Annotated in this window: 19 protein-coding genes; 6 read left to right on the top strand and 13 right to left on the bottom strand. The window is 62.4% G+C overall.

What is annotated here, in order from left to right:
• Window positions 1–5 precede the first annotated feature (5 nt).
• From G513_RS0106270 to G513_RS0106255, 4 genes are all read right to left on the bottom strand, one after another.
• Window positions 6–932 carry a DUF7064 domain-containing protein gene (locus tag G513_RS0106270; RefSeq protein WP_022975972.1) on the bottom strand — a complete coding sequence of 309 codons (927 nt, stop codon included), beginning with the start codon at window positions 930–932 and terminating at the stop codon, window positions 6–8.
• 138 nt (window positions 933–1,070) lie between these two features.
• On the bottom strand, window positions 1,071–1,778 hold the full coding sequence (locus G513_RS0106265; protein WP_022975971.1) for a Crp/Fnr family transcriptional regulator: 708 nt from the start codon (window positions 1,776–1,778) through the stop codon (window positions 1,071–1,073).
• Between the two features lie 36 nt (window positions 1,779–1,814).
• On the bottom strand, window positions 1,815–2,507 hold the full coding sequence (locus tag G513_RS21685; protein ID WP_022975970.1) for a hypothetical protein: 693 nt from the start codon (window positions 2,505–2,507) through the stop codon (window positions 1,815–1,817).
• Between the two features lie 69 nt (window positions 2,508–2,576).
• Window positions 2,577–3,482 (bottom strand): haloalkane dehalogenase, encoded by a 906-nt coding sequence (locus G513_RS0106255; RefSeq protein WP_022975969.1) that lies wholly within the window; start codon window positions 3,480–3,482, stop codon window positions 2,577–2,579.
• Between the two features lie 209 nt (window positions 3,483–3,691).
• Between G513_RS0106255 and G513_RS0106250 the strand changes: the two genes are divergently transcribed.
• Entirely contained in the window at window positions 3,692–4,660 is a 969-nt protein-coding gene (locus G513_RS0106250) for an AEC family transporter (protein WP_022975968.1), read from the top strand.
• 25 nt (window positions 4,661–4,685) lie between these two features.
• On the opposite strand, the gene G513_RS0106245 is transcribed toward G513_RS0106250, so the two are convergent.
• The 3 genes from G513_RS0106245 to G513_RS0106235 form a co-directional block, all read right to left on the bottom strand.
• On the bottom strand, window positions 4,686–5,792 hold the full coding sequence (locus G513_RS0106245; RefSeq protein WP_033417148.1) for a DUF1615 domain-containing protein: 1,107 nt from the start codon (window positions 5,790–5,792) through the stop codon (window positions 4,686–4,688).
• Window positions 5,789–6,061, bottom strand: a complete 273-nt coding sequence (locus tag G513_RS0106240; protein WP_022975966.1) for a DUF2277 domain-containing protein — start codon at window positions 6,059–6,061, stop codon at window positions 5,789–5,791. The genes G513_RS0106245 and G513_RS0106240 overlap by 4 nt, the downstream gene beginning before the upstream one ends.
• A gap of 184 nt (window positions 6,062–6,245) precedes the next feature.
• Window positions 6,246–8,501 (bottom strand): NACHT domain-containing protein, encoded by a 2,256-nt coding sequence (locus tag G513_RS0106235; protein WP_156891425.1) that lies wholly within the window; start codon window positions 8,499–8,501, stop codon window positions 6,246–6,248.
• 1,099 nt (window positions 8,502–9,600) lie between these two features.
• On the opposite strand from G513_RS0106235, the gene G513_RS0106225 reads away from it, so the two are divergent.
• Window positions 9,601–10,260 carry a glutathione S-transferase family protein gene (locus G513_RS0106225; protein ID WP_028475208.1) on the top strand — a complete coding sequence of 220 codons (660 nt, stop codon included), beginning with the start codon at window positions 9,601–9,603 and terminating at the stop codon, window positions 10,258–10,260.
• A gap of 50 nt (window positions 10,261–10,310) precedes the next feature.
• Complete coding sequence (locus G513_RS0106220; protein WP_022975963.1) at window positions 10,311–10,784, top strand: VOC family protein; 474 nt, start codon at window positions 10,311–10,313, stop codon at window positions 10,782–10,784.
• 179 nt (window positions 10,785–10,963) lie between these two features.
• Here the strand turns inward: G513_RS0106220 and G513_RS0106215 are convergent, their stop codons facing one another.
• On the bottom strand, window positions 10,964–11,833 hold the full coding sequence (locus tag G513_RS0106215; RefSeq protein WP_022975962.1) for a transglutaminase family protein: 870 nt from the start codon (window positions 11,831–11,833) through the stop codon (window positions 10,964–10,966).
• Window positions 11,834–12,075: 242 nt separating this feature from the next.
• Between G513_RS0106215 and G513_RS0106210 the strand changes: the two genes are divergently transcribed.
• Entirely contained in the window at window positions 12,076–12,495 is a 420-nt protein-coding gene (locus G513_RS0106210) for a VOC family protein (protein ID WP_022975961.1), read from the top strand.
• Window positions 12,496–12,558: 63 nt separating this feature from the next.
• On the top strand, window positions 12,559–13,482 hold the full coding sequence (locus G513_RS0106205) for a ketopantoate reductase family protein (RefSeq protein WP_028475207.1): 924 nt from the start codon (window positions 12,559–12,561) through the stop codon (window positions 13,480–13,482).
• Here G513_RS0106205 and G513_RS26370 read toward each other — a convergent pair.
• From G513_RS26370 to G513_RS0106185, 5 genes are all read right to left on the bottom strand, one after another.
• A complete protein-coding gene (locus G513_RS26370; protein ID WP_281167381.1) occupies window positions 13,460–13,582 on the bottom strand; it encodes a glutathione S-transferase family protein in 123 nt (40 codons plus the stop codon). The two genes, G513_RS0106205 and G513_RS26370, sit on opposite strands and share 23 nt — an antisense overlap.
• Window positions 13,583–13,584: 2 nt before the next feature.
• Window positions 13,585–14,088 carry a glutathione S-transferase family protein gene (locus G513_RS24440; protein WP_211219605.1) on the bottom strand — a complete coding sequence of 168 codons (504 nt, stop codon included), beginning with the start codon at window positions 14,086–14,088 and terminating at the stop codon, window positions 13,585–13,587.
• Window positions 14,085–17,186, bottom strand: a complete 3,102-nt coding sequence (locus tag G513_RS0106195) for an efflux RND transporter permease subunit (protein ID WP_022975959.1) — start codon at window positions 17,184–17,186, stop codon at window positions 14,085–14,087. Before G513_RS0106195 ends, G513_RS24440 begins: the two co-directional genes overlap by 4 nt.
• Window positions 17,183–18,277 (bottom strand): efflux RND transporter periplasmic adaptor subunit, encoded by a 1,095-nt coding sequence (locus G513_RS0106190; protein ID WP_022975958.1) that lies wholly within the window; start codon window positions 18,275–18,277, stop codon window positions 17,183–17,185. Before G513_RS0106190 ends, G513_RS0106195 begins: the two co-directional genes overlap by 4 nt.
• A gap of 86 nt (window positions 18,278–18,363) precedes the next feature.
• On the bottom strand, window positions 18,364–18,984 hold the full coding sequence (locus tag G513_RS0106185; RefSeq protein WP_022975957.1) for a TetR/AcrR family transcriptional regulator: 621 nt from the start codon (window positions 18,982–18,984) through the stop codon (window positions 18,364–18,366).
• Between the two features lie 85 nt (window positions 18,985–19,069).
• Here G513_RS0106185 and G513_RS0106180 point away from each other — a divergent pair, with 85 nt between their 5' ends.
• Window positions 19,070–20,521 carry an efflux transporter outer membrane subunit gene (locus G513_RS0106180; protein ID WP_022975956.1) on the top strand — a complete coding sequence of 484 codons (1,452 nt, stop codon included), beginning with the start codon at window positions 19,070–19,072 and terminating at the stop codon, window positions 20,519–20,521.
• The last annotated feature ends 37 nt before the right edge of the window (window positions 20,522–20,558 follow it).

Here is a 20,558-nt window from a genome sequence, read left to right as displayed (position 1 = left end):
TAGGTTCAGCCGTACTGCTTCACGTAGTCGCGCGCGAACGTGTAGTAGTTGCGGTTCCAGCAGAACTCGCACCAGCCGGTGCCGGTCTGGCCGTCGATCTCAAGCGTCAGCGCGGCCTCGTTGAGATAGACCATCGGATCGAATTCGAGCTGGATGTTGGCGAAGGCCTTGCAGTCGACCCGCAGCTTGCGGCCATCGGTATCGGTGACCGTGGCCTGGAAGGTCTTCTGCATCATCTGATCGTCGTAGGTGAAGTCGTAGCTGACGTCGGTCAGATGGCGCATCACGCCGTCCTGATGCAGGAAGCCGCGGACCTGGCGGCGGCCGAAGGACAGCATTTCGAAGAAGTGGATCGAGCAGCGCTCGGTGGTGGCGTGGAACCACTTGTAGTGCTGGTTCAGGCCCCAGATGCGCGGCCCCCAGGAGTGATCGCGGATCAGGTAGCCGTCGCCCTTCATCTTGCGGCCGTCCACTTCGAGCGTCGCCTTCAGGCGGCCATGCTGCTCGGTGCGATCGTCGCCGTAATACGGCGGGTTGCCGTCCGGATGCGAGCTGAAGGCATACGGCGGATGCAACGCTTCGAAGTGGCCATCGAACTTGATGCGCTCGCCATCCCAGGCGAGATCGACCCGCTGATGCGGCTCGATCACCGCCATCCGCAGCGGGCCGGAAGTCCAGTTGTCGAAGTTCAGCGTGGCCGCCACTTCTTCGTCGATCTGCTCGTGGATCGGCTCCTTCAGCCCCGGCCCGAACAGGGTCGCCCTGCCCTTGGCATGACCATCGGCGAGCACGGTGGGATAGATGAAGCCGGCGATGCCGTGCTCCGGGAACATCAGCATGTGGGCCAGCGACTCTCGCCCACCCGGCTTCATCGGGTGGCGGAAGGCGTGCTCCTTCGGAAAGTCGGCGAAGGATTTCGTGATGACGGGCATGGGCATTCTCCTCGGGGTCTTCGGCTCTTGAACGAGCCTTCTGGTAATCGGGCCAGGACCATGATGGCCACCAGCAGCGTGCGCGGAGTTTGTCAGGCCAGTGCTGCGTTGCGCTGTCACCGAAGTGACAGCAACGCATCAGCGGGATGGCGGCTCGACAGCATGCAGAAGATGGCCATAGCGCTGGACGATGGCCGTGCGGCTGCGCAGGCTGACGCCGCCGATGTGCACGTCCAGCATCTGTTCCCGCTCCAGCGACTTCAGCGCCGGGTTGAGCTTCTGGCGCGAGGCACCGACGATCTTGCCCAGCTCTTCCTGCGACAGCTTCATGAACACGGCCTGATCGTCCGCAGCCTCCTTCTCGTAGCTGAAGGACAGGAAGTACAGCATCTTGACCAGCCGCTCCTTCAAGGACAGTGCGCTGTGATCGAGCCCGAACAGACGATGCAGGCTGAAGCGCAGCGCAAACATCTTCAGCAGCTGCCGCGACAGCTCCGGATGCTCGTCGATCAATCGAAGAAAGTCATGGCGCTTGATCACCCGCACGATGACCGGCGACTGCGCCACGACGTTCCAGGCCGACGGCAGCTCGGTGAACATCTCGGACAGCCCCATCCAATCGCCACGCGTCATGTAGGTCAGCACGGTCTCCCGGCCGAGGTGGTCCCAGGCGCTGTACTTCACGCGCCCGTCGATGATCTGGAAAACCTCTTTCGGCAAAGTGCCGGCGCGAAGCAGGCGGCTCTCCGCCGGCAAGCTGCGGCTGATGCTGACCGCATCCAGCGCTGCACGCACCGGCGACGGCAGCGCATCGACGAAGTTGTGCAGGCTGTCGAGTAACGTCATGGGCAAAGGGCGAGTGCCATGCGCTCGATCGAAGACCTAGCGGCCAGGATCATGGTCGTCGTTCGACAAGCCCTGCGCACCGATCCCCAGACCGGCGCCGAGGCCGACACCGGCACCAGCGCCCATTCCGTCATTGCCGCCCCCGCCGCCTTTGCCGCCACGCGCGTCGTCCTTGCCTTTCTCGCCCTTGTCCTTCGAGCCGGCGCCGGGACGCGAAGGACCCTGCTTGGGGATGGACACGCTCGCCGCGACCGGTTCGAGGTCCAGCACGCCACGAATGAAGTTGCGCAGTGAAACGACCAAGGCCGCCGTTTCGATGCGTCGGCCCGCGACCAGTTCGCTGGCGGCTTGCGCCGCCAGGGCGACCTGCTCTTCGGTACCGAGCAGCACGATGTCCGACAGCGCCGCCTCGACGGCATCGCGCATGCGCCGGGCCCGTTCACTCGGGGCTGGCAGCTCGGCCTCGCCGCTTTCCTCGCTGCGGCGTTTCAGGTCGCGCAGATGAAACGGATCGACCATCAGCTCGCCGGTGAACGAGCCGCCCAGCGTCTTGTAGGCGGCGATCAGGATGCGCAGGCGCTCGTTGATCTGCCGGTTTTCCCGCTCGCGGCGCTGCTGGATCGTCTGCATCACCATGATGCGGATGCCGACCCCGATCAGGGTGATGACCGCCAGCCCCAGCAAGGTCGAGATCAGTGACTGCCAGGAAGTGAAGTCCAGATTGCGCATCGGAGGTTCGAACGTCAGGGAGTGCGGGCCAGCATACCTTTCGCACTCGACCCCAAGCCCTTCGCTGCCCTATGCGGACTGGATGCTCGCCCGTTGTTCGCCCATCCACGCCGCGATGGTCTTGCCGATCAAATGCGGATGGTCTTCCTGGACGTAGTGCAGCGCCGGCCCGATATCGACGCTGCGCAGCCTGGGGAAGGTTTCGGCATAGCGCGCCGCAAGTGCCGGCGTGACCAGCACGCCCGGCGTGCCCCAGAACAGCAGCTTCGGCACCTCGGTCTCGGTCAGCCAGGCCATGTAGGCCTCGGTGGCGGCGACGACATCGGCAGGCTGCCCGGCAATCGGCAACTGGTTCGGGAACACCAGCATCGGCTTGCGTGTGGCCTTGTCGTGGAACGGCGCGCGGTAGTGGCTCATCTCCTCTTCCGTCAGCCCGCGCACCACGGCGCCCGGCAGCACTTTCTCGATGAAGAAATTCTGCTCGATGACCATCTCTTCGCCGCTGCCCGGCGTGCGGAATGCCTGGAACACCGGCTGCAGATTCTCCGGCCAGTCCGACCATGACTTCACCGGCGCGATGAACTCCATCAGCGCGACGCCCTTGACGCGATCGGTATGGCGCCGCGCCCAGTTCAGGCCGATCGCCGAACCCCAGTCGTGCAGCACCAGGGTCAGTCGCTTCAGCCCCAGCGTCTCGATGAAGGCATCGATGTAGCGAACATGGTCCTCGAAGCGGTAAGCGATATCGGGCTTGTCGGACTTGCCGAAGCCGATCAGATCGGGGGCGATGCAGCGTGCCTGCGGCGCCACGTGCGGAATGATGTTGCGCCAGAGATAGGACGAGGTGGGATTGCCGTGCAGGAACAGCACCACTTCATCGCCGGCCGGGCCGGTATCGATGTAGTGCATGCGGCTGCCGAGCACATCGGCATGGTGAGCTGCGAAATCGAAGCGCGCGCTGATGGTCTCGTGCATGACGTTCTCCCCGGCATTTATCGTTCTTGTGATGTCCGTGAACGAAGGCGATCGATCACGGATGCCGAGCTTGCAGTGCCGGGCCGGGCTTGATCAATGAGGGCGGACCAGCTTGCCGCTCCAGACCAGTCAACTGCTGCATCATCTCTTCCCATCCAACTGCGTTTCGGCTGCCCCGCAGCAGCCCGCCTGATTCCCGACGTTCCGAAATGTCCGAACACCTGCTGATTTCGCTGGGCGAAAGTCTTGCCCCCATCGCCCTGCTGATCGCCTTCGGTTATCTGTGGAAGCTCACCGCGCCGGGTGGCCTCGATGCGCTGCAGGCGCGCCGTGCGATCAACCTGCTGGTGATGTACGCGTTCTATCCGGGGCTGGCCTATCACGTGGTCAGCCACGCGCGGTTCGGCGCGGATTTCTTCTGGGTGCCGCTGTACACCTGGGTGGGTCTGCTGATCGCCGCCGCGCTGGCCTGGCTGGTGTTCGCGCGCAGCGGCCTGTTTCAACAACTCGCGCGGCGGCAGCTCGGCGCGCTGATCATTGCCTGCTCGTTCGGCAACATCCTGTCGATCGGTCTGTCGGTGCTGCAGCCCTTGTACGGCGACGAAGCGGCGCGCTTCGCCGTCTATGCCGACATCCTCGGCGTCTCGATGCTGTTCTGGAGCTTCGGCGCCGGCCTGGCCAGCGCCTGGGGCAAGGTCGAGGGTGGCGGCGACGGCTTCAGCCTCGCGACCTTCCTCCGCAGCTTCTCGCGCCTGCCGCCGGTCTGGGCCTTCGCCGCCGGCTTCGCGGTGAACCTGCTCGGGCTGCCGAACCCCATCGTCATCGACCGTACCGCCGAACTGCTCGGCCAGGCCGCGGTGCCGGCGATGCTGCTGACCATCGGCATGTCGCTGTCGCCTGCAGCGCTGCGCAAGCGCCCCGGCCTGCTCGCCGTGGCCTGCCTGCTCAAGCTGGTGCTGATGCCGGCGCTGGTCGCCGCGCTGTGCCTGCCGTTCCTCGGCCGCAGCGAGTTGTCGGTCTCGATCATCCTGCTGGCCGGCATGCCGACGATGATGGCGACGGTGATGCTGTCCGAACGCTACGGGCTGGATACTGAACTGCTCGCCTCGGTGCTGGTGGCGACCACCCTGCTCTACTTCGCGGTGCTGCCGGTCTGGCTCTGGCTGCTGCTCGGCTGAACATCGAACACTTGGCGCGAGCCAATCACGGCGCTCGCAGCAGGCAGCGCTTGTAGCGCTCGTCCACCCGCTTGGCGAACCAGTCGGTGGTCAGCTTGCGAGTGATCTTCGGGCTCTTGAGCTGGATCTGCGGCAACACGGCGCGCGGCAGCGGCCGGCCTTCGGCCTGCTCGGCACGTTCGAACACCTGTTCGTAGAGCGTGCTGCGCTCGAACTTCGCGTCATCACCGCGCTGCAGATCGTCGCGGATATCGCCGTTGCTCATGTCCAGACGCTTGGCCAGCACCCGCGCCGCCAGTTCGGTCTGGCCCGGCTTGTCGTCCTCGCCACCGATGCGCAGCAGATCGCCATCGAGCGCCAGCGGAATGCCGGACAACAGACTCAGCGCGCTCTGGAACGCCGCGTTGCGGCTGGCGTAATGGCCGGCGTTGAAATCGGCGAAGCGATAGATCGGGTCCTGATAGCTGGCCGGATAGTCGAGCAAATGGGCAATGCCGAAATACAGCCCGCCGCGCCGCGTGAACACTTCGCGGCGAAGCGACTGATCGACTGGATACGGATACGGCCGTCGCTCAGCCTGCTGCTCCGCATAAGCGATGCTGACCTGCATCGGTCCGCCAGTACGCACAGGGTTGCGATCGGCAAAGAACGTGCGGCCCAGCGGCAGCGAGCCGATCAGGTCATCGAAGATCTCGCTCAGCTCGCGCTCGGTCTTCGCAGCATCGATGCGCTCGGCATAGCTGCGGCCATCCGGCGAGTTCACCCGCAGCGCGGTATGCACCACCAGCTTCGGCAGGCTGTGCGCGGCAGCCCGAGTGTCGATCTCCTTCCAGGCGATGGCCGCGAGACCGGGCACCGCCGGATCGACCTGAAAACCCGATTCCTGCTCGGCGACCGCGATCACCGAACAGACGTTCGACGGCGTCGGCGCCAGTTCCATTGCCGCGAAGCTTGCGTAGATATCGACAGCCCAGCCGCTCCGATCAGCGATGCGCTCCGGCAGCAATCGTTCGATCAGCGCGCGGGCCTGGGTCGGGCTGAGCGTCGGTCCTTCCGGCAGTTCAGGCGTGCCGCTACAGGCCGCAAGCGCCAGCAGACCAAGGCTGCACAAGGCCCGCCACAGTCGCCTCATCGTGTACCGAAGCGCTGCGCCGACAGCAGCGCCGTCTTCTCGCGTTCCACATCGCGATTCTTCGGCGGGCTGAGAGTCACCAACGAATCGATCAGCCGCGCTGCCGCTGCGCTGATCTCGTCGACGGCGCGCCCAAACGCCACTTCATTGATCTTCGACGGCGTGTTGTAGCCGCTGAGCTTGCGGACGAATTGCAGCGCCGCGGCACGCACTTCGTCCTCCGTCGCCGGCGGCTCAAAGTTGTGTAGGGGGCGGATGTTTCGGCACATGGGGCGCTCCGGTTCGCAAGCCTTGCGAACCCTTAAGTGACGGGCAGCAACGTTGAGGATCACGTCACGCAACAAGTCCACAGCCTTGTGGTTGACGGTAAAGCCGAGATCCTGCCGCTTACTCGTTCGCGGCGTCGCGTAAGATCGCGTCCGTGCGATCTTTCGCCACAAACGTTATCGACAGTTAATCGAATTTAACTTCCTCAAAAAATTTTTCGAGGTTGTTACCGCAGTGATTTAAAGCGTACTGAATATTCTCCATGCGGACGCTCACCTTGAATCGCCGTTGCACTCCATTTCCTCGGTATAGGACTTCCTCCATCACTCCGTGAGCCAGCAATCGCGGTAATAAGTTGTCGAAGAAGTCATTTGAGCGAGTACCCAAGCGGACCCTTATCGTGCCTTCGTTGATCTGAGTCGATCGCAGGAATATTCGAAGTGCACGTTGCAGGAGCTCGATATCGTCATTGTGCACGTTCGATACGATCGATTGAAACTGCAAGGACTGTTGGTTCTGCTCGCTAATCGAAAACCCAATATCCTGTAGAGCGTAGGAGATCTCAGCTGGACTGAAAAGCTGACGGTCTTCTTCTAGTAAAACCACATTCGGGACTTGACAGTCGACCATCGTGGCCGATTGGATCTCAGGACCGAGCTCCAGTCTCTCAAACTCGCAGCGAAAAAACGTGCAATTCTGGAGCCTCGAACCGGAAGTGCTCGTTGGTTGAAAGTAGCAGTCTTCAAAGGAAATATTTTTTAGCTGGCGAGACGCTAGTGCCGAGCTTACCAACGTCATCTTAGCAACAGTGACATGCTGCAGATCGTGCGCCGAAATCAGGTACATCGCAATTGCCCCTGCGTTTTCACGAACGTAAGACAGCAGCAGATCGCCCGATGCCAGATTCTGAACGAGCTTAAGAACCGCGACGATGTCACCTTGGTTCCGAGCCACGAGTAAGCATGCTTGTTCCACCGTGATTGCCGAAAGCGAACCAGCCTTCAAAATTGAATGAACATCAATCGAGCGGAGGCGAACCATAGCGCTACCCAGACTTTCACCCAAGTAAAATTTCCTGAAGTCCTCGTGATCGAAGGCGTATTGACCGCGGTGCGCTTGGCTAACGGTGATCAAAGCGTGCTGCTTGAGTCGCTCCTTCACTTGGCGAGTGACGGCCGCTCCCCGACGGTCACAAAATATTTCACTAACAACGTCTAGTACATCGGCTCGCAGTGATTCCACACCGGAATTCCACATCTCCGCCGAGACCATCGATAGCAACTCATGATGCTCTTCTACTGAAAGTAGCGGCTTGAATGGCTCGCCGGATTTATCCGTCCATTTCTCCTTAGCCTCACGTTCAACAATGGCAGTTACAAAAGAATAAAAATAATCTTGCGGTGAATTTCCTAACCGCTGAATTAAGTGATCGACACTTTCTGCTTGAATAGCTTCCTCGATTAATCTCGAGGCGAGAACAGCGCGAGTAAGCAGAGGATGATCCTTGCCCAATCTCTGAGCAAGAGCTTCGTAAAGGGCATTTGCGTCATGAATTCCCCAACTATTCGCCAGCTCAAGAAACTGTTTCTGCCTCCATCGATCCAGTGAAATTCTACTGAATGCAACCTCAATTTTTCCGATCGAGTCGAACAGCTTTGCTTGCGTTCGGAAGCTTTGATACTCGAAGTATGCTTTACGTGCGGCAATTACGATACTTCCCTCTGACTCCAGCGCATTCAGCATCGACCCGAGCGCCGAAACTGCCTCGCCAGAAGCAGTTTCAATGAACATTTCTTCAAAGCCGTCGAAAGCAGGGACAAGAACGCCGAGGCGAACGAGCTCAATGAATGCTTCGTAGTAGTAAAATGGAAAACGATACCTGTTAACCAATGCAGCAACGACCACGTCATCGAAATGCAAAAATGCCTTTCCGCCCAGAGGGATTGGGACCAAAAGCCAGTCAGTTGTTTTTTCTTTGAATGCTTTTGCTTGCGCGCGAGCGAGAGAATTAATAGTTGTTGTTTTTCCCTCTCCAGCGTCGGATGTCAGATAGGTTGCAGACGTGAATCCCGCCAGTCGTTGGTCTAGCGAAGATCGAAGTTCATCGATTACATTCCCGCATGCTCTCTCGTCGACTGATTGTGACCTCTCAAATTGATCAAGCACTTTGCCGGCGGGGGCAACGAATGTGCTCGGCACTTCAACACTATTTGCAATTTTCTCGGCCAGTATTGGCAGTCTGGCAATTCTGGAAACTACCCATTTTCCAGCGGAGGTTCGATCTCCATTTTCAGTGACAAATAATTCGCCGCCTCGTTCAGATAGTTCAGCTTCAATCACCTCGTCCCGAACTTGGACATAAAGGCGCCCCCTCGATAGGTCAATATCCGTGGGCGTGTCGGCAAATGCGCGCAGTATTCTTGAAAATGTCTGAATATTCATAAGCTCTCAAAAGCTAAGCGGGAAATAAGCAGCGCGCGACGGGACGGCATATCTATTTTTGCGAATTCCATAATTAGGCTTCGGATGAACATGCAGAACCGATGTTCCGAAGGCGAGAGCGTTCACTATGCCAGGCCAAATATCATAGTCTGCAGAAACGACTGCTATAGCGGGACTCGTCGCTTGCGTAGCCAAGTAGGAGATGTCCGAAACGATCATCGTGTCGACCAGTTTCTGCTCTTGCTTATTAAGGATATCGACTGGAGTTACTGAACAGCCTGAGCTATTGCACCGCTCTAAATTGATAAAGTTTGCAATGTGACTAATTGGACAGGCGGTCGCGGAAGAGCACTTTCGGTAGGGAGTCGCCTCACATGTAAGCCTGGGGGCCTGTCCCTTCGGCCTGAAAGTATGGGTCAGGTCGCTTCGAGGATTCGCGAGCAGAGCTCGAGCGAATTCGACCTGAACTACGCCCGGTTGACCGTTAATGTTTGCAGTGGAGGGGTATGCCGTGATGTCGGCGCCCAATTTCTGGGCGGACCGTGAGACTTTTGTATCCTCGAACCATCCACCGTAAAGCCGAAAGGCAAGGCGTGTAACAGCCGGAGGTAGCTGCGGAGAAATTACCGCTGTGATCTTTGAAATGACGTGGCCGAGCCCCATTCGTCGATCTTGGTCATGGACATTGTCGTAGTCCACAAGAACATTGAAATTCATTTGTAGACGGCCGCTCCTTGTTGCCTACGTGGTCCGTGCCAGTCCGCGCCAACCGTCTTCGCGAACGCCAGCTACGGCATCCTCAGCAGCCGGCGCATTCTATTGTGCTGTCGCCGATATTAAAGGTATGTCGCCCTGGCTACCCATTTTTCAAAGCCCGGTGAGCTTTTTAACCCCGAGGGCGGGAAAGCGGCCGGCTTTATGGCCACGTATCCCGCCACGCAGGGAGTCCGCAGTATTGCCGAAGGCGGGATGCGCTGGCGGCTTTTCCGTCGCAAGCGATCTACGGCTCGTAGCCTTCGTCCGCCAGCGGCCGCGTCGAGCTGAAAGCTGACGGCGATAATCACACCGCCGATTGTCCCTACCCCACTCGAGACCCCAGATGCTTCAACTGCACTACTACCCCAGCACCGCCAGCATGGCGCCTCACATCCTGCTGCGGGAGCTGGGCACCGCTTTCGAGTTGGTGCTGGTGGATCGCGCGGCGGATGCCCACAAGTCGGCGGCGTACTTGCGGCTCAATCCCAATGGCCTGCTGCCGGTGTTGCAGGATGGTGATCTGGTGCTTTACGAGACCGCCGCGATCCTGCTGCATCTGGTGGATACGCATCCGCAGGCGGGCCTCAGCCCGCCGCTGGCGTCACCCGAGCGGGCGCAGTTCTACAAGTGGCTGATGTGGCTGACCAACACGTTGCAGGCCAATCTCATCCTGTACTTCTATCCCCACCGCTACGTGGACCAGGGCAATGAGGCGGGCGCGGCGCAGGTGCGTTTCCACACGCAGCTGCGCATCGGCTCGATGCTCGAACAGCTTGACCAGTTGCTGGCCGCTCACGCAGGGCCCTGGATACTGGGGCCGATCTATAGTGCGCTCGATCCTTTCGTCTTCACGCTGTCTCGCTGGACGCGCGGCTTCACCGGGCCGGCAAGCAGACCGGCCCGCGACTATCCTCACCTCGGCCCTTATCTGCGGCGAATGCTGGAGCGCCCTGCCGTGCAGCAGGTGCTCGCGGCGGAGCAGCTACAGCAACCCTGGATCTGATGCCCCAAGCTTGCCTCCCCGAAGGCTCGCTACAACCAGGAGGATTGACGATGCCCAAGAACACCATCTGCCTGTGGTACGAGCATGACGCGGAAGCGGCCGCAGGCTTCTATGCCAGGACGTTTCCCGACAGCACCGTGACTGCAGTGCACCGGGCGCCGTCCGACTTTCCAGGCGGCAAGGCGGGCCAGGTGCTGACCGTCGAGTTCACGGTTTGCGGCGTGGCGTGCATGGGCCTCAATGGCGGGACCGCGTTCCAGCAATCCGAGGCGTTCTCGTTTCAGATCGCCACCGACGACCAGGCTGAAACCGATCGCTACTGGAACGCGATCGTCGGCAATGGCGGGATGGAAAGCGCCTGCGGCTGGTGCAAGGACAAATGGGGGCTGTCGTGGCAGATCACCCCGCGCGTGCTGACCGAGGCGATGGCCAAGGGCGGCGATGTGGCGCAGCGCGCGTTCGCGGCGATGATGGAGATGCGGAAGATCGATGTCGCGAAGATCGAGGCGACGGTGCGCGGTTAGGTGTCTGCTTGATCGGGTGGACGGACGCTATCGCGTGCCAGAGCGTTTTTCGTTCGACTGCTGACCCACACATTCGTCATCCCCGCGCAGGCGGGGATCCAGTTTTGACGCTAGCGCCACGCTGGAAGCCTGTGAACGGGGTTCCCGCCTGCTTGGGAATGACGGATTCATGTCTCCGTCTAGATCGAAAGCGCGCTGGCCCTCACGCTGACGGAGACATCCATCTGCTCGAAGTCTTCCGGCGTGCCGATATAGCCGCCGGTCACCGGCATGATCTGTCGGTTGAAGCGGGCGAACGCGACAGGAACGAGCTGACTGCCGCCGACTCGTTGATTCGACGGATCAAAAGCAATCCAGCCGGCGCCGGGCAAATACACTTCCGCCCACGCGTGCGTGGAGCCTGCGTCTTCGTCCTTCTGATCCGGATCGAAGAGATAGCCCGACACCGCGCGGGCGCCGAATCCCAGGTGGCGCGCCGCTTCGATGAAAAGCGCGGCGATGTCGCGGCAGGATCCGCTGCCCAGTTCCAGCGTGCTGGCTGGCGACTGCGTCCCTTCTTCATCACGCACGCGGTAGCGAACGTCGCCCAGCACGCCGGCGTTGAGGTCCTTGAGCAGGGACAGGCTGTCGGTCTGAAGGGCCGACACGAAGCCACGCGCCCAGGCGCCGACCCGCTGTGGATCAGGCGTCAGCCAGTCCGGCTGGGCAAGCGCACCCAGATCGACAACATCGTCTAGGGAATATGCGAACGGATAGCTGTGGGCATCCGGCGAGATCGCGAAGATCGGCCATTCCGGCGCCGTGTGCTCGACCACGGCTTCGCTGGTGATGGTCAGTTCGCGGGTCGGCTCGGCAAAGGTCGCCGTGGCGATCAGATTGCCGAATACGTCCGCGCTCCACGCGATATCGGCGGGCGGCACACAGTCCAGGGAACGCCGCACCGTGAACAGTTCGCCGCTGTCACGCGGGGTGATGATGAGCCGATGCGGCTGCAGCATGATCGCCCGCGCGTACTGGTAGCGCGTGCAATGCTTGATGGTCAGTTGCATGAAACGCTTGCGCCTTCGGTTCAGGGGCTCGGGGAAAGCCGTCGCTGTCTTCAATCACGGCCGAATATACCGTCTGCCCATCGACGGCACGGCCTTGACCGCACGGCTTCTTGATGGCATCGAGCGGTTCGTGGCGGCAGAACGAAAATAATTGCTCCGCGCCTGTCGAAATCCCTGCGGGTGGTTCGTCGTACATAAGACAACCCAATTGGTTGCCACCAATAACCCACAGGAGAAGCACCATGACCAAGATGATTTTCGTGAACCTGCCCGTCACCGACCTCGGTGCATCGATGAGCTTCTACAAGTCCCTCGGCTTCGTGAACAACCCGCAGTTCACGGACGATACCGCTGCCTGCATGGTCTGGAGCGAGGCGATCCACGTCATGCTGCTCACCCATGCGAAGTGGCGCAGCTTCACCACCCGCCCGATCCCGCCGCCAACGTCGAGCGAAGTGTCGCTTGCGCTCAGCTGCGACAGCCGCGAGGCAGTCGACGCGATGAACACAGCCGCGGCCGTGAACGGCGGAACGGGCGACATCAATCCGGTTCAGGACCACGGCTTCATGTACGGCCGGGACATGGCGGACCCGGACGGCCACATCTGGGGCGCGATGTGGATGGATATGGCCGCCTTCCCGGCCGGTGATCAGAAGCAATGAGGCTAGCTTCGTGTCGGCTGCGGCCTGATGCATGATCGCGGCGAACAGCAAGGCAGAGCGGCAATGAAGATCCTGGTGATGGGCGCGGGTGCGGTGGGTTGCTACTACGGTGCGATGCTGGCGCGCGCCGGGCATCCAGTCACCCTGGTCGGCCGGCAGCGACACGTCGAGGTCATCAATCGCGATGGCCTGATGCTGGAAACGGTGGCGTTCTCCGAGCGCCTGCCGGTCCACGCAACGGTCTCACCCGCAGCGGCGGCGGACGCGGAGCTGGTGCTGGTTTGCGTCAAGTCCGGTGATACGGAACGTGCCGGCCAGGAACTGGCACCGCATCTTGCCCCTCATCCGGCCAAGGGCGCGATCGTGCTGAGTCTTCAGAACGGCGTCGACAATGCCGATCGCCTGGCCCAGGTGCTCGGCAGGCCGGTCATTCCCGCTGTGGTCTACGTGGCGGTGGAAATGGCGGGGCCGGGCCATGTTCGCCACCACGGTCGCGGCGATCTGCTGATCGGCGACTCGGCGCGCAGCCAGGAGATTGCCGCCCTGCTGACTGCGGCAAGCGTTCCGACGACGGTATCCGCCGATGTGCTCGCAGCACTCTGGGACAAGCTGATCATCAACTGCGCGTTCAATGCCTTGTCGGCGATTCCGCAGTTGCCTTACGGCGAACTGGTCAAACGCGAGCAGGTGCTCGAGGTGATGCACGATGTCGCCGCGGAGTGCCTGGCCGTTGCCGCCGCGGCCGGCATCCGGGTGAACAGCGATCCGCGCCTCGCGATCGGCAAGATCGCCGAATCAATGGCGACGCAGTATTCGTCGACCGCGCAGGACCTCGCCGCCGGCAGGCCCAGCGAGATCGAGCATCTCAATGGCTACATCGTCAAGACCGGCGCGCGGCTGCAGGTGCCGACGCCGGTCAATCGCGTGCTGTATGCGCTGGTGCGCTTGATGGAGCGTGGTCCGCTCAGCTCGGATCGAAGGCCTTGAAACCACGGACGACGGCAGGCCGCGTCCGCACCGTTTCGAACCAGCGCTGAAGACGCGGAATCCGCGTCCAGTCCAGCTTCTGTTCGATCGACAGCAGCATCGTCAACGCCGCGATGTCGGCCAGGCCGAAGTGGTTGCCGCTGATGAAGCCCGAGCACCGACCATGTGATCGGCTGCGTAGATCGCATCCAGCGAGCGCTGATTCAGCAGCTCGGCGCCATTGCCGGTCGCCGGCACACGACCCAGATAAAACCCCGAGTGACTGGGCGCGATGACATCGGTGACGAAGTACAGATAGCGCTCCAGCGCCAGGGCACGCGCGGTCTGATCGCCTTCTGGCAACAGAGTGCCCGGCGCACGCTCGGCCAGGTACAGCAGGATCGCGTTCGACTGTGACAGCACCAGACGCCGCCCGTCCGGCAGGCTGGCGACGATGGTCGGCACCTTGCCGGCCGGGTTCAGCGCCAGATGTTCCGGGCGCTGATGCTCGCCGCTCGCGAGATCGACATGAACCACGCGATAGGCCAGGCCGGCTTCCTCCAGCGCGATGGCGACGCGGAAGCAGTTGCCGGTGCGGGTGCCGTGCAGCTCGATCGTGTCGTTCATGCGAGGCCTCGGGTGGAAAGCGGTGTTGGCTGATGTTCCGGCTGGCCAGCGTCCGGCTTGATCCGGAACCAGATCGCGTACAGCGCCGGCAGGAACACCAGGGTCAGCACCGTGCCGCCGATGGTGCCGCCGATCAAGGTGAAGGCGAGCGAGCCCCAGAACACCGACAGCGTGAGCGGGATGAATGCGAACACAGCGGCCAGCGCGGTCAGAATCACCGGTCGCGAGCGTTGTACGGTGGCCTCGACCACGGCGTGGTATGGGCTCAAGCCTGCCTGCTCGTTGATGTGAATCTGACCGATCAGGATCAGGGTGTTGCGCATGATGATGCCCGCCAGTCCGATCAAGCCGATGATCGTGTTGAAGCTGAACGGCTGGTTGAACAGGAGCAGGGTCGGCACCACGCCGACCAGTGCAAGCGGCGAGGTCAGCATCACCATCGCCATGCCGGAGATCGTGCGCACCTGAAACACGATGACGATCATCATCAGGATCAGCATGATTGGGAACACCGCCGCCAGAGCGACATTGGCCTTGCCCGCTTCCTCGATCGCGGCTGCGGGTTCGATCTTGTAGCCGGCCGGAAGCTGATCGACGATCGGCTGGATCTGCTTGATGACCTGCAGGGAGATTTCGGGCGGCTGGAACTCCTCGCCGATATCGCCGCGAACCGTGATCGTTGTGAACCGGTCACGCCTGCGCATCACCGGATTCTCCATGCGCACTTCGGAATGGCCGATCTGATCCAGCGGCACGTGCTGCCCGGCGCTGCCGATCAAGGTGAAGGCGCCGAGCTTGGCAGGATCGAGACGCTCCGCACCGGCACTGCGGGCAACCACGTCGACCGTGCGGATGTCTTCGCGCACCTGGGTCACCGGCGCACCGGTCAGCAGGAACTGCAGTTGCTCGGCGGCGTCATGCGAACTCAGGCCGATCGCGCGCAGGCGATCCTGATCCAGCACGAAATGAAGGGTCGGCACCCGCTCGCCCCAATCGCTGTTGACCTGGCGCATCGAGGTATTGGCGAGCATCACCGCGCGAACCTGTTCGGCGATTTCGCGCACCTTGCCTTCTTCCGGCCCCATCACCCGGAACGCGACCGGGAATGGCGAATACGGCCCGAACACGACCTGTGTGACGCGGATGCGTGCCTCCGGCACCAGGCCCTGCGCAGCCGCTTCACGCAACCGCCGCTTGAGAATTTCCCGGGCTTCCGGATTCGCAGTAAGCACCACGATCTTCGCGAACGAAGGATCTGGCAGCTCCGGTGAAATCGACAGCACGAAGCGCGGCGCACCTTGCCCGATATAGCTGGTGACCCGCTGGGCCTCGGGCTGCTGCTTGAGCCAGGCCTCGACTTTCGCGACCGCCTCGCTGGTGACTTCGATGCTGGTGCCTTCCGGCATCTGCACTTCGACGAAAACCTCCGGACGATCCGAAATCGGAAAGAACTGCTTCTTGGCAAAACCCAGCAAGAACACCGACGCAAAAAGAAGGACGACGACGGCGAGCACGACCTTCTTCTTGTGCCGTACGGTGCCGGCGATCACGCCGCGCAGTTGCCGATAGCGAGGCGTGCCATAGATCGCCGAGTGACCGCCCGTGATCTGCTTGATGTCCGGCAGCAGCTTGACGCCGATGTACGGCGTGAACACGACCGCCACCACCCACGACGTCAGCAGTGCGAACGACACCACCCAGAAGATGTTGCCGGCGTATTCGCCAGCACCGGACTTGGCGAAGCCCACCGGCATCAGGCCGATCGCCGTGACCAGGGTGCCGGAGAGCATCGGCGCGGCCGTGTGGCCCCAGGCGTACGTCGACGCGGCGATGCGGTCGAGGCCTTCTTCCATCTTCACGACCATGGTCTCGATGATGATGATCGCGTCGTCGACCAGCAGCCCCAGGGCCAGGATCAGCGCACCCAGGGTGATGCGGTCGAAGTCGCGTCCGCTCACGAGCATGATGATGAAGACGCCGGCGAGCGTCAGCGGCACTGCCGCGGCAACCACCAGACCCACGCGCCAGCCCATGCTGATCAGGCTGACCGCGATCACCACCACCAGAGCGACGAAGAACTTCAGCATGAACTCGTCGTAAGCCTCGCGAATGTTCACCGCCTGATCCGAAACCTTGGTCAGGCTCATGCCCAGCGGCATCTCGACCGAGATCGCCGCCGCTTCGGCCTCCAGCGCCTGGCCGAGTTCCAGGCCGTTGTAGCGGTCGCGCATGACCACGCCCAGGATCAGCGCCGGCTCGCTCTCATTGCGGATCAGGAAGGTGGCAGGGTCTTCGTAGCCCCGCTTCACTTCGGCGATATCCGATAGCTTGAGCGTGCGGCCGGTCGCGACGATCGGCGTATCGCGAATCTTCTGCAGATCGTCGAGTGCGCCATCGAGACGGACCAGCACTTGAGGCCCCTTGGTATCGATCGAGCCGGCCGGTGTCACCAGGTTCTGATCATTGAGCGCAGCGAAGATGTCGCGCGCCGAGATGCCCAGATTGGCGAGGCGTGCATAGGAGAACTCGACGAAGATGCGCTCCGGCCGCTCGCCGATGATGTTGATCTTCTTCACGCCCGGCACGTGCAGCAGACGCTGCCGCAGTTCTTCCGCCTTGCGCACCAGCAGACGCTGCGGCTCACCCTTGGCCTTCAGCGCATAGAGCGCGAACGAGACATCGGCGTACTCATCGTTGATGAACGGACCGGCAACGCCGCGCGGCAACTTCGCCGCTTCGTCGCCGAGCTTCTTGCGCGCCTGGTAGAACTCGTCCGGTACTTCCTTGGGCGGCGTGGAGTCCTTCAAGGTCACGGTGGTGAACGCCAGGCCAGGACGCGTGAAGGTTTCGGAGCGGTCGTACCACTTCAGTTCCTGCATCCGCTTTTCCAGCGGCTCGGCAACCAGATCCTGCATTTCCTGCGCGGTGGCGCCGGGCCAGGCGGTGACCACGGTCAGCACCTTGATCGTGAAGCTGGGATCTTCGGCGCGGCCGAGCTTGAGGAACGCGAACAAGCCGGTCAGCGAAATCGCGATGATCAGGAACAGCGTGACGCCGCGTTCGCGGACCGCCAGCGCCGACAGATTGAAGCCGCTCACTGGCCGGCTCCAGCTGCGGTGGCGAGCCGGACCTTGTCGCCCTGATGGAGCAGATGTGGCCCGAGCGTGACGAAGCGATCACCGGCTGCCAGCCCGCTGGCCAAGGTCGCGGTCTCGTCCTCGATCGCGGCCAGCACCACCGGACGCCAGGACACTTGCGGTTCGTTGGTCTTTTGGCCCTCGACGACCCAGACCCCTGGCCCCTTGCCGTTGTCGAACACGGCGCTGATCGGAATCTGCATCGCCGCATTGCCTGCAGGCTCGGCGATGTAGATGGTCACCGTCGCGCCGAGCGGTGAAGTTGCCGCCGCACCGTCGAGCACGTAGCGGGCCTCGTAGGTACGGGTGCGTGGATCGGCTGCGCTAGAGAGCTGCCGCAGCTTGGCGCTGCCGCTGCTCGTGGCAGTACCGCCATAAAGGCTGGCTTTCGCCACCGAGCCAATTTCCGGGCGCAGGGTTTCCGGCAGATGGATGGTCGCTTCGCGCGGGCCGGAACGGGCCAGCCGGACCACGGTCTGGCCGGCGGCAACGACTTGTCCAGGCTCGGCCAGGGTGTCGACGACCACGCCATCGGCATCGGCCAGCAACACCGAATAACCGGCTTCGTTGCGGGCCACGTCGATCTGCGCCTGCGCGGCACTCAGTTCGGCGGCCGCGGCCAGCGCGGCAGCCTGCATCTGGTCATAGGCGGAGGCCGATACCGCGCCTTCGGCGACCAGACCGCGGTAGCGCTTTTCGTCGGCAGCGGTCTGCAGTGCCCGGGCTTTCGCCGCTTCGACGGTGCCGGCGCGCGCGGCCGTGGCCAGGGTGAAATCGGTCCGGTCGATGCGCATCAGCGGCTGCAGGCGTTTCACCGTCTCGCCCGGATCGACCAGCCGCTCGACGATCTTGCCCGCTACCCGGAAACCGAGATCGCTCTGCACCCTTGCCGAGACGATGCCGGTGTAACCGCGTCCGACCGTCGTTGCGCTACCCGCCTCGGCGGTACGCACCAAAGGCGGCGTGGTACGCGCATCGGGTTCCGGATGGTGGCAAGCCCCGAGCAACAGTGCGCCAGCCAGCCATACGGCGATCGATTTCGATGAAGACACTGTCGCTCTCCCAACAAGGTGAGCCAGCAGTTTCGACAACGAGTGACCGATTTGTCAACTAGTCACATAAATTCTTTTTGACTGGATCAGGGCGCCAGGCTGCGCAGGATCAGGCTGATGATCTCGTTCGGCGTTTCCGGGACCCGGTCCAGGTTGTGCTGGAGCATCACTGGATTGATGAACGACTGCATGGCGCCGAAGATCGCCCGGCAGGTTTCGTCGAGCGGCGTCTTGCGTTCGAACTCGCCCGCCGCACGGCCTTCGAGGACGATCTGCTGCAGCAGTTCGAACATCCGTTCCCGGTATGCGGTCGACGAGCGCCAGCGCTCCAGGCTCGAATACGCGGCGATGTCGTAGAGCTTGCGATCATCGAAAAACAGCTTGACGCTACTGTCCACAGTGGTTCTGAACATCCGGCGCAGCTTGTCGGTGGCGGTGCGCCCTTCGGCAACCGCGGCCATCACTTCGTCGCTGATCGAGGCCAGGGTGTTGCCGCAGATCACTTCGCCGATCGCCTGCTTGGATTCGAAGAACTTGTAGATGTAGGCCTTGGAGAAGCCGACAGACTCGGCCAGATCGGAGACCGTGGTCTTGCCGTAGCCATAGCGGCTGAAGTGCTCGCCGGCCGCCGTGACGATCTGGTCACGGATGGTGTGATCGGTCGGTCCGCGCTGGCCGGCGTCGAGTGTTGGTGCAATGTCGTTCATGTTTTCAGGTATATCGCGGGTGACTGCCATTGACAACTAGTGACCAATACGTAATATCGTCACAACCTGTCATCGCGGAACTGCCATGTCCATCGCCTCCAGAACTTTCGCATCCGGTTTCGTCGTCAGCTTGCTGGCGGCTTGCGCCGTCGGCCCTGACTACCAGCAGCCAGACCTCGCAACACCCGCGCAGTTCCAGAACCGGCAGGGTATCGACCAGCGACAGGCTGCACCAGCCGCCGATCTGGTGACTTGGTGGCAGGGCTTCGGCGATCCCTTGCTGACTCGACTGGTGACCCAGGCACTGGCCGACAACCTCGACATCGCCCAGGCGCTGGCGCGAGTCAGCCAGTCTCGCGCCGTGCTGCAGTTCGCCACTGCGGCGCTGCTGCCATCCGGTGAGATTTCCGCTCAGGCTGCTCGCGCCCATCTGTCCTTGCAGACCCCGCAAGGACGTGTGCTGGACGCAATCCCGGGTTTCGATCGGAACGGCGGTTACTACGAAGCCGGCATCGGCGCCGGCTGGGAAATCGACGTGTTCGGCGGCCAGCGCCGCGATCGCGAGGCGGCCATCGCCGAATACCAGGCCTCGCGCGCCGGCATCGCCGCCGCTCGCCTGGCAGTCGCTGCACAGACCGCCGATCTCTATGTCGGCATCCGCGGCCTGCAGGCGCGCCTCGCGATCGCCAATCAGCAGGCCGAAACCCAGCGTCGCCTGCTGTCGACGATCAAGCTGCAATACGAAGCGGGTGTGGCCGCCGAACTGCAGATGCGCCAGGCCGAAGGCGCACTGGCCCAGGTCGAAGCCGGTATTCCGGTGCTCGAAGCGGCACTCGAATCGGTCTCGAACGCGCTCGATGTCTTGCTCGGAACGCAGCCGGGCACCCATCGCGCGGAGCTATCCCTGCCCTCGCCGATTCCGGTCGCGCCGATGATTGCCGATGCCGGTGGCCCGGCCGATCTGATCCGGCGTCGGCCTGATCTGATCGTCGCCGAACGCCGGCTGGCGGCAGCCAATGCCCGGATCGGCGCGGCGATTTCCGAGTACTACCCGAAGCTGTCGCTGAGCGGCCTGCTCGGCACGGCGACGACGGTGTCCGGCAACTTGTTCGATGGCGGTGCCAACCAGGCGCGGGCGACGCTCGGCCTGCGCTGGCGGATCTTTGATTTCGTTCGCGTCGATGCCGAGATCGCCGCCGCTCGCGGCCGCAATGCCGAGTCGCTGGCCGCCTACAAGCTGTCGGTGCTGCGCGCGTCGCAGGATGTGGAAGATGCGTTCTCGATGCTGGTCCGCCGTGAAGCACAGGCCAGCAGTCTGGCCAGCGGCGAAACCTCGTATGTCCGCGCCCGCGATGCCTCGCTGGCGGCGTACAAGGGCGGCGTGGTCAGCCTGATCGAAGTGCTCGATGCCGACAGCCGCCTGCTGGCCACCCGCGATGCCCGCGCCCAGGCGCAGACCGAAGCCGCACGCGCGGCGATCGCGTCGTTCCGGGCATTGGGCGGCGGCTGGAATCCGGCCGAGAACGCCGGATCGTGATGCGCGTTGCGGACTGCCCGGTCCTGAGCAAGTGCCC

The organism is Nevskia ramosa DSM 11499, from assembly GCF_000420645.1.
GTDB classification, from domain to species: domain Bacteria; phylum Pseudomonadota; class Gammaproteobacteria; order Nevskiales; family Nevskiaceae; genus Nevskia; species Nevskia ramosa.
The sequence above is the reverse complement of the archived record's forward strand: the minus strand, read 5'-3'. Positions and strand labels throughout refer to the sequence as shown.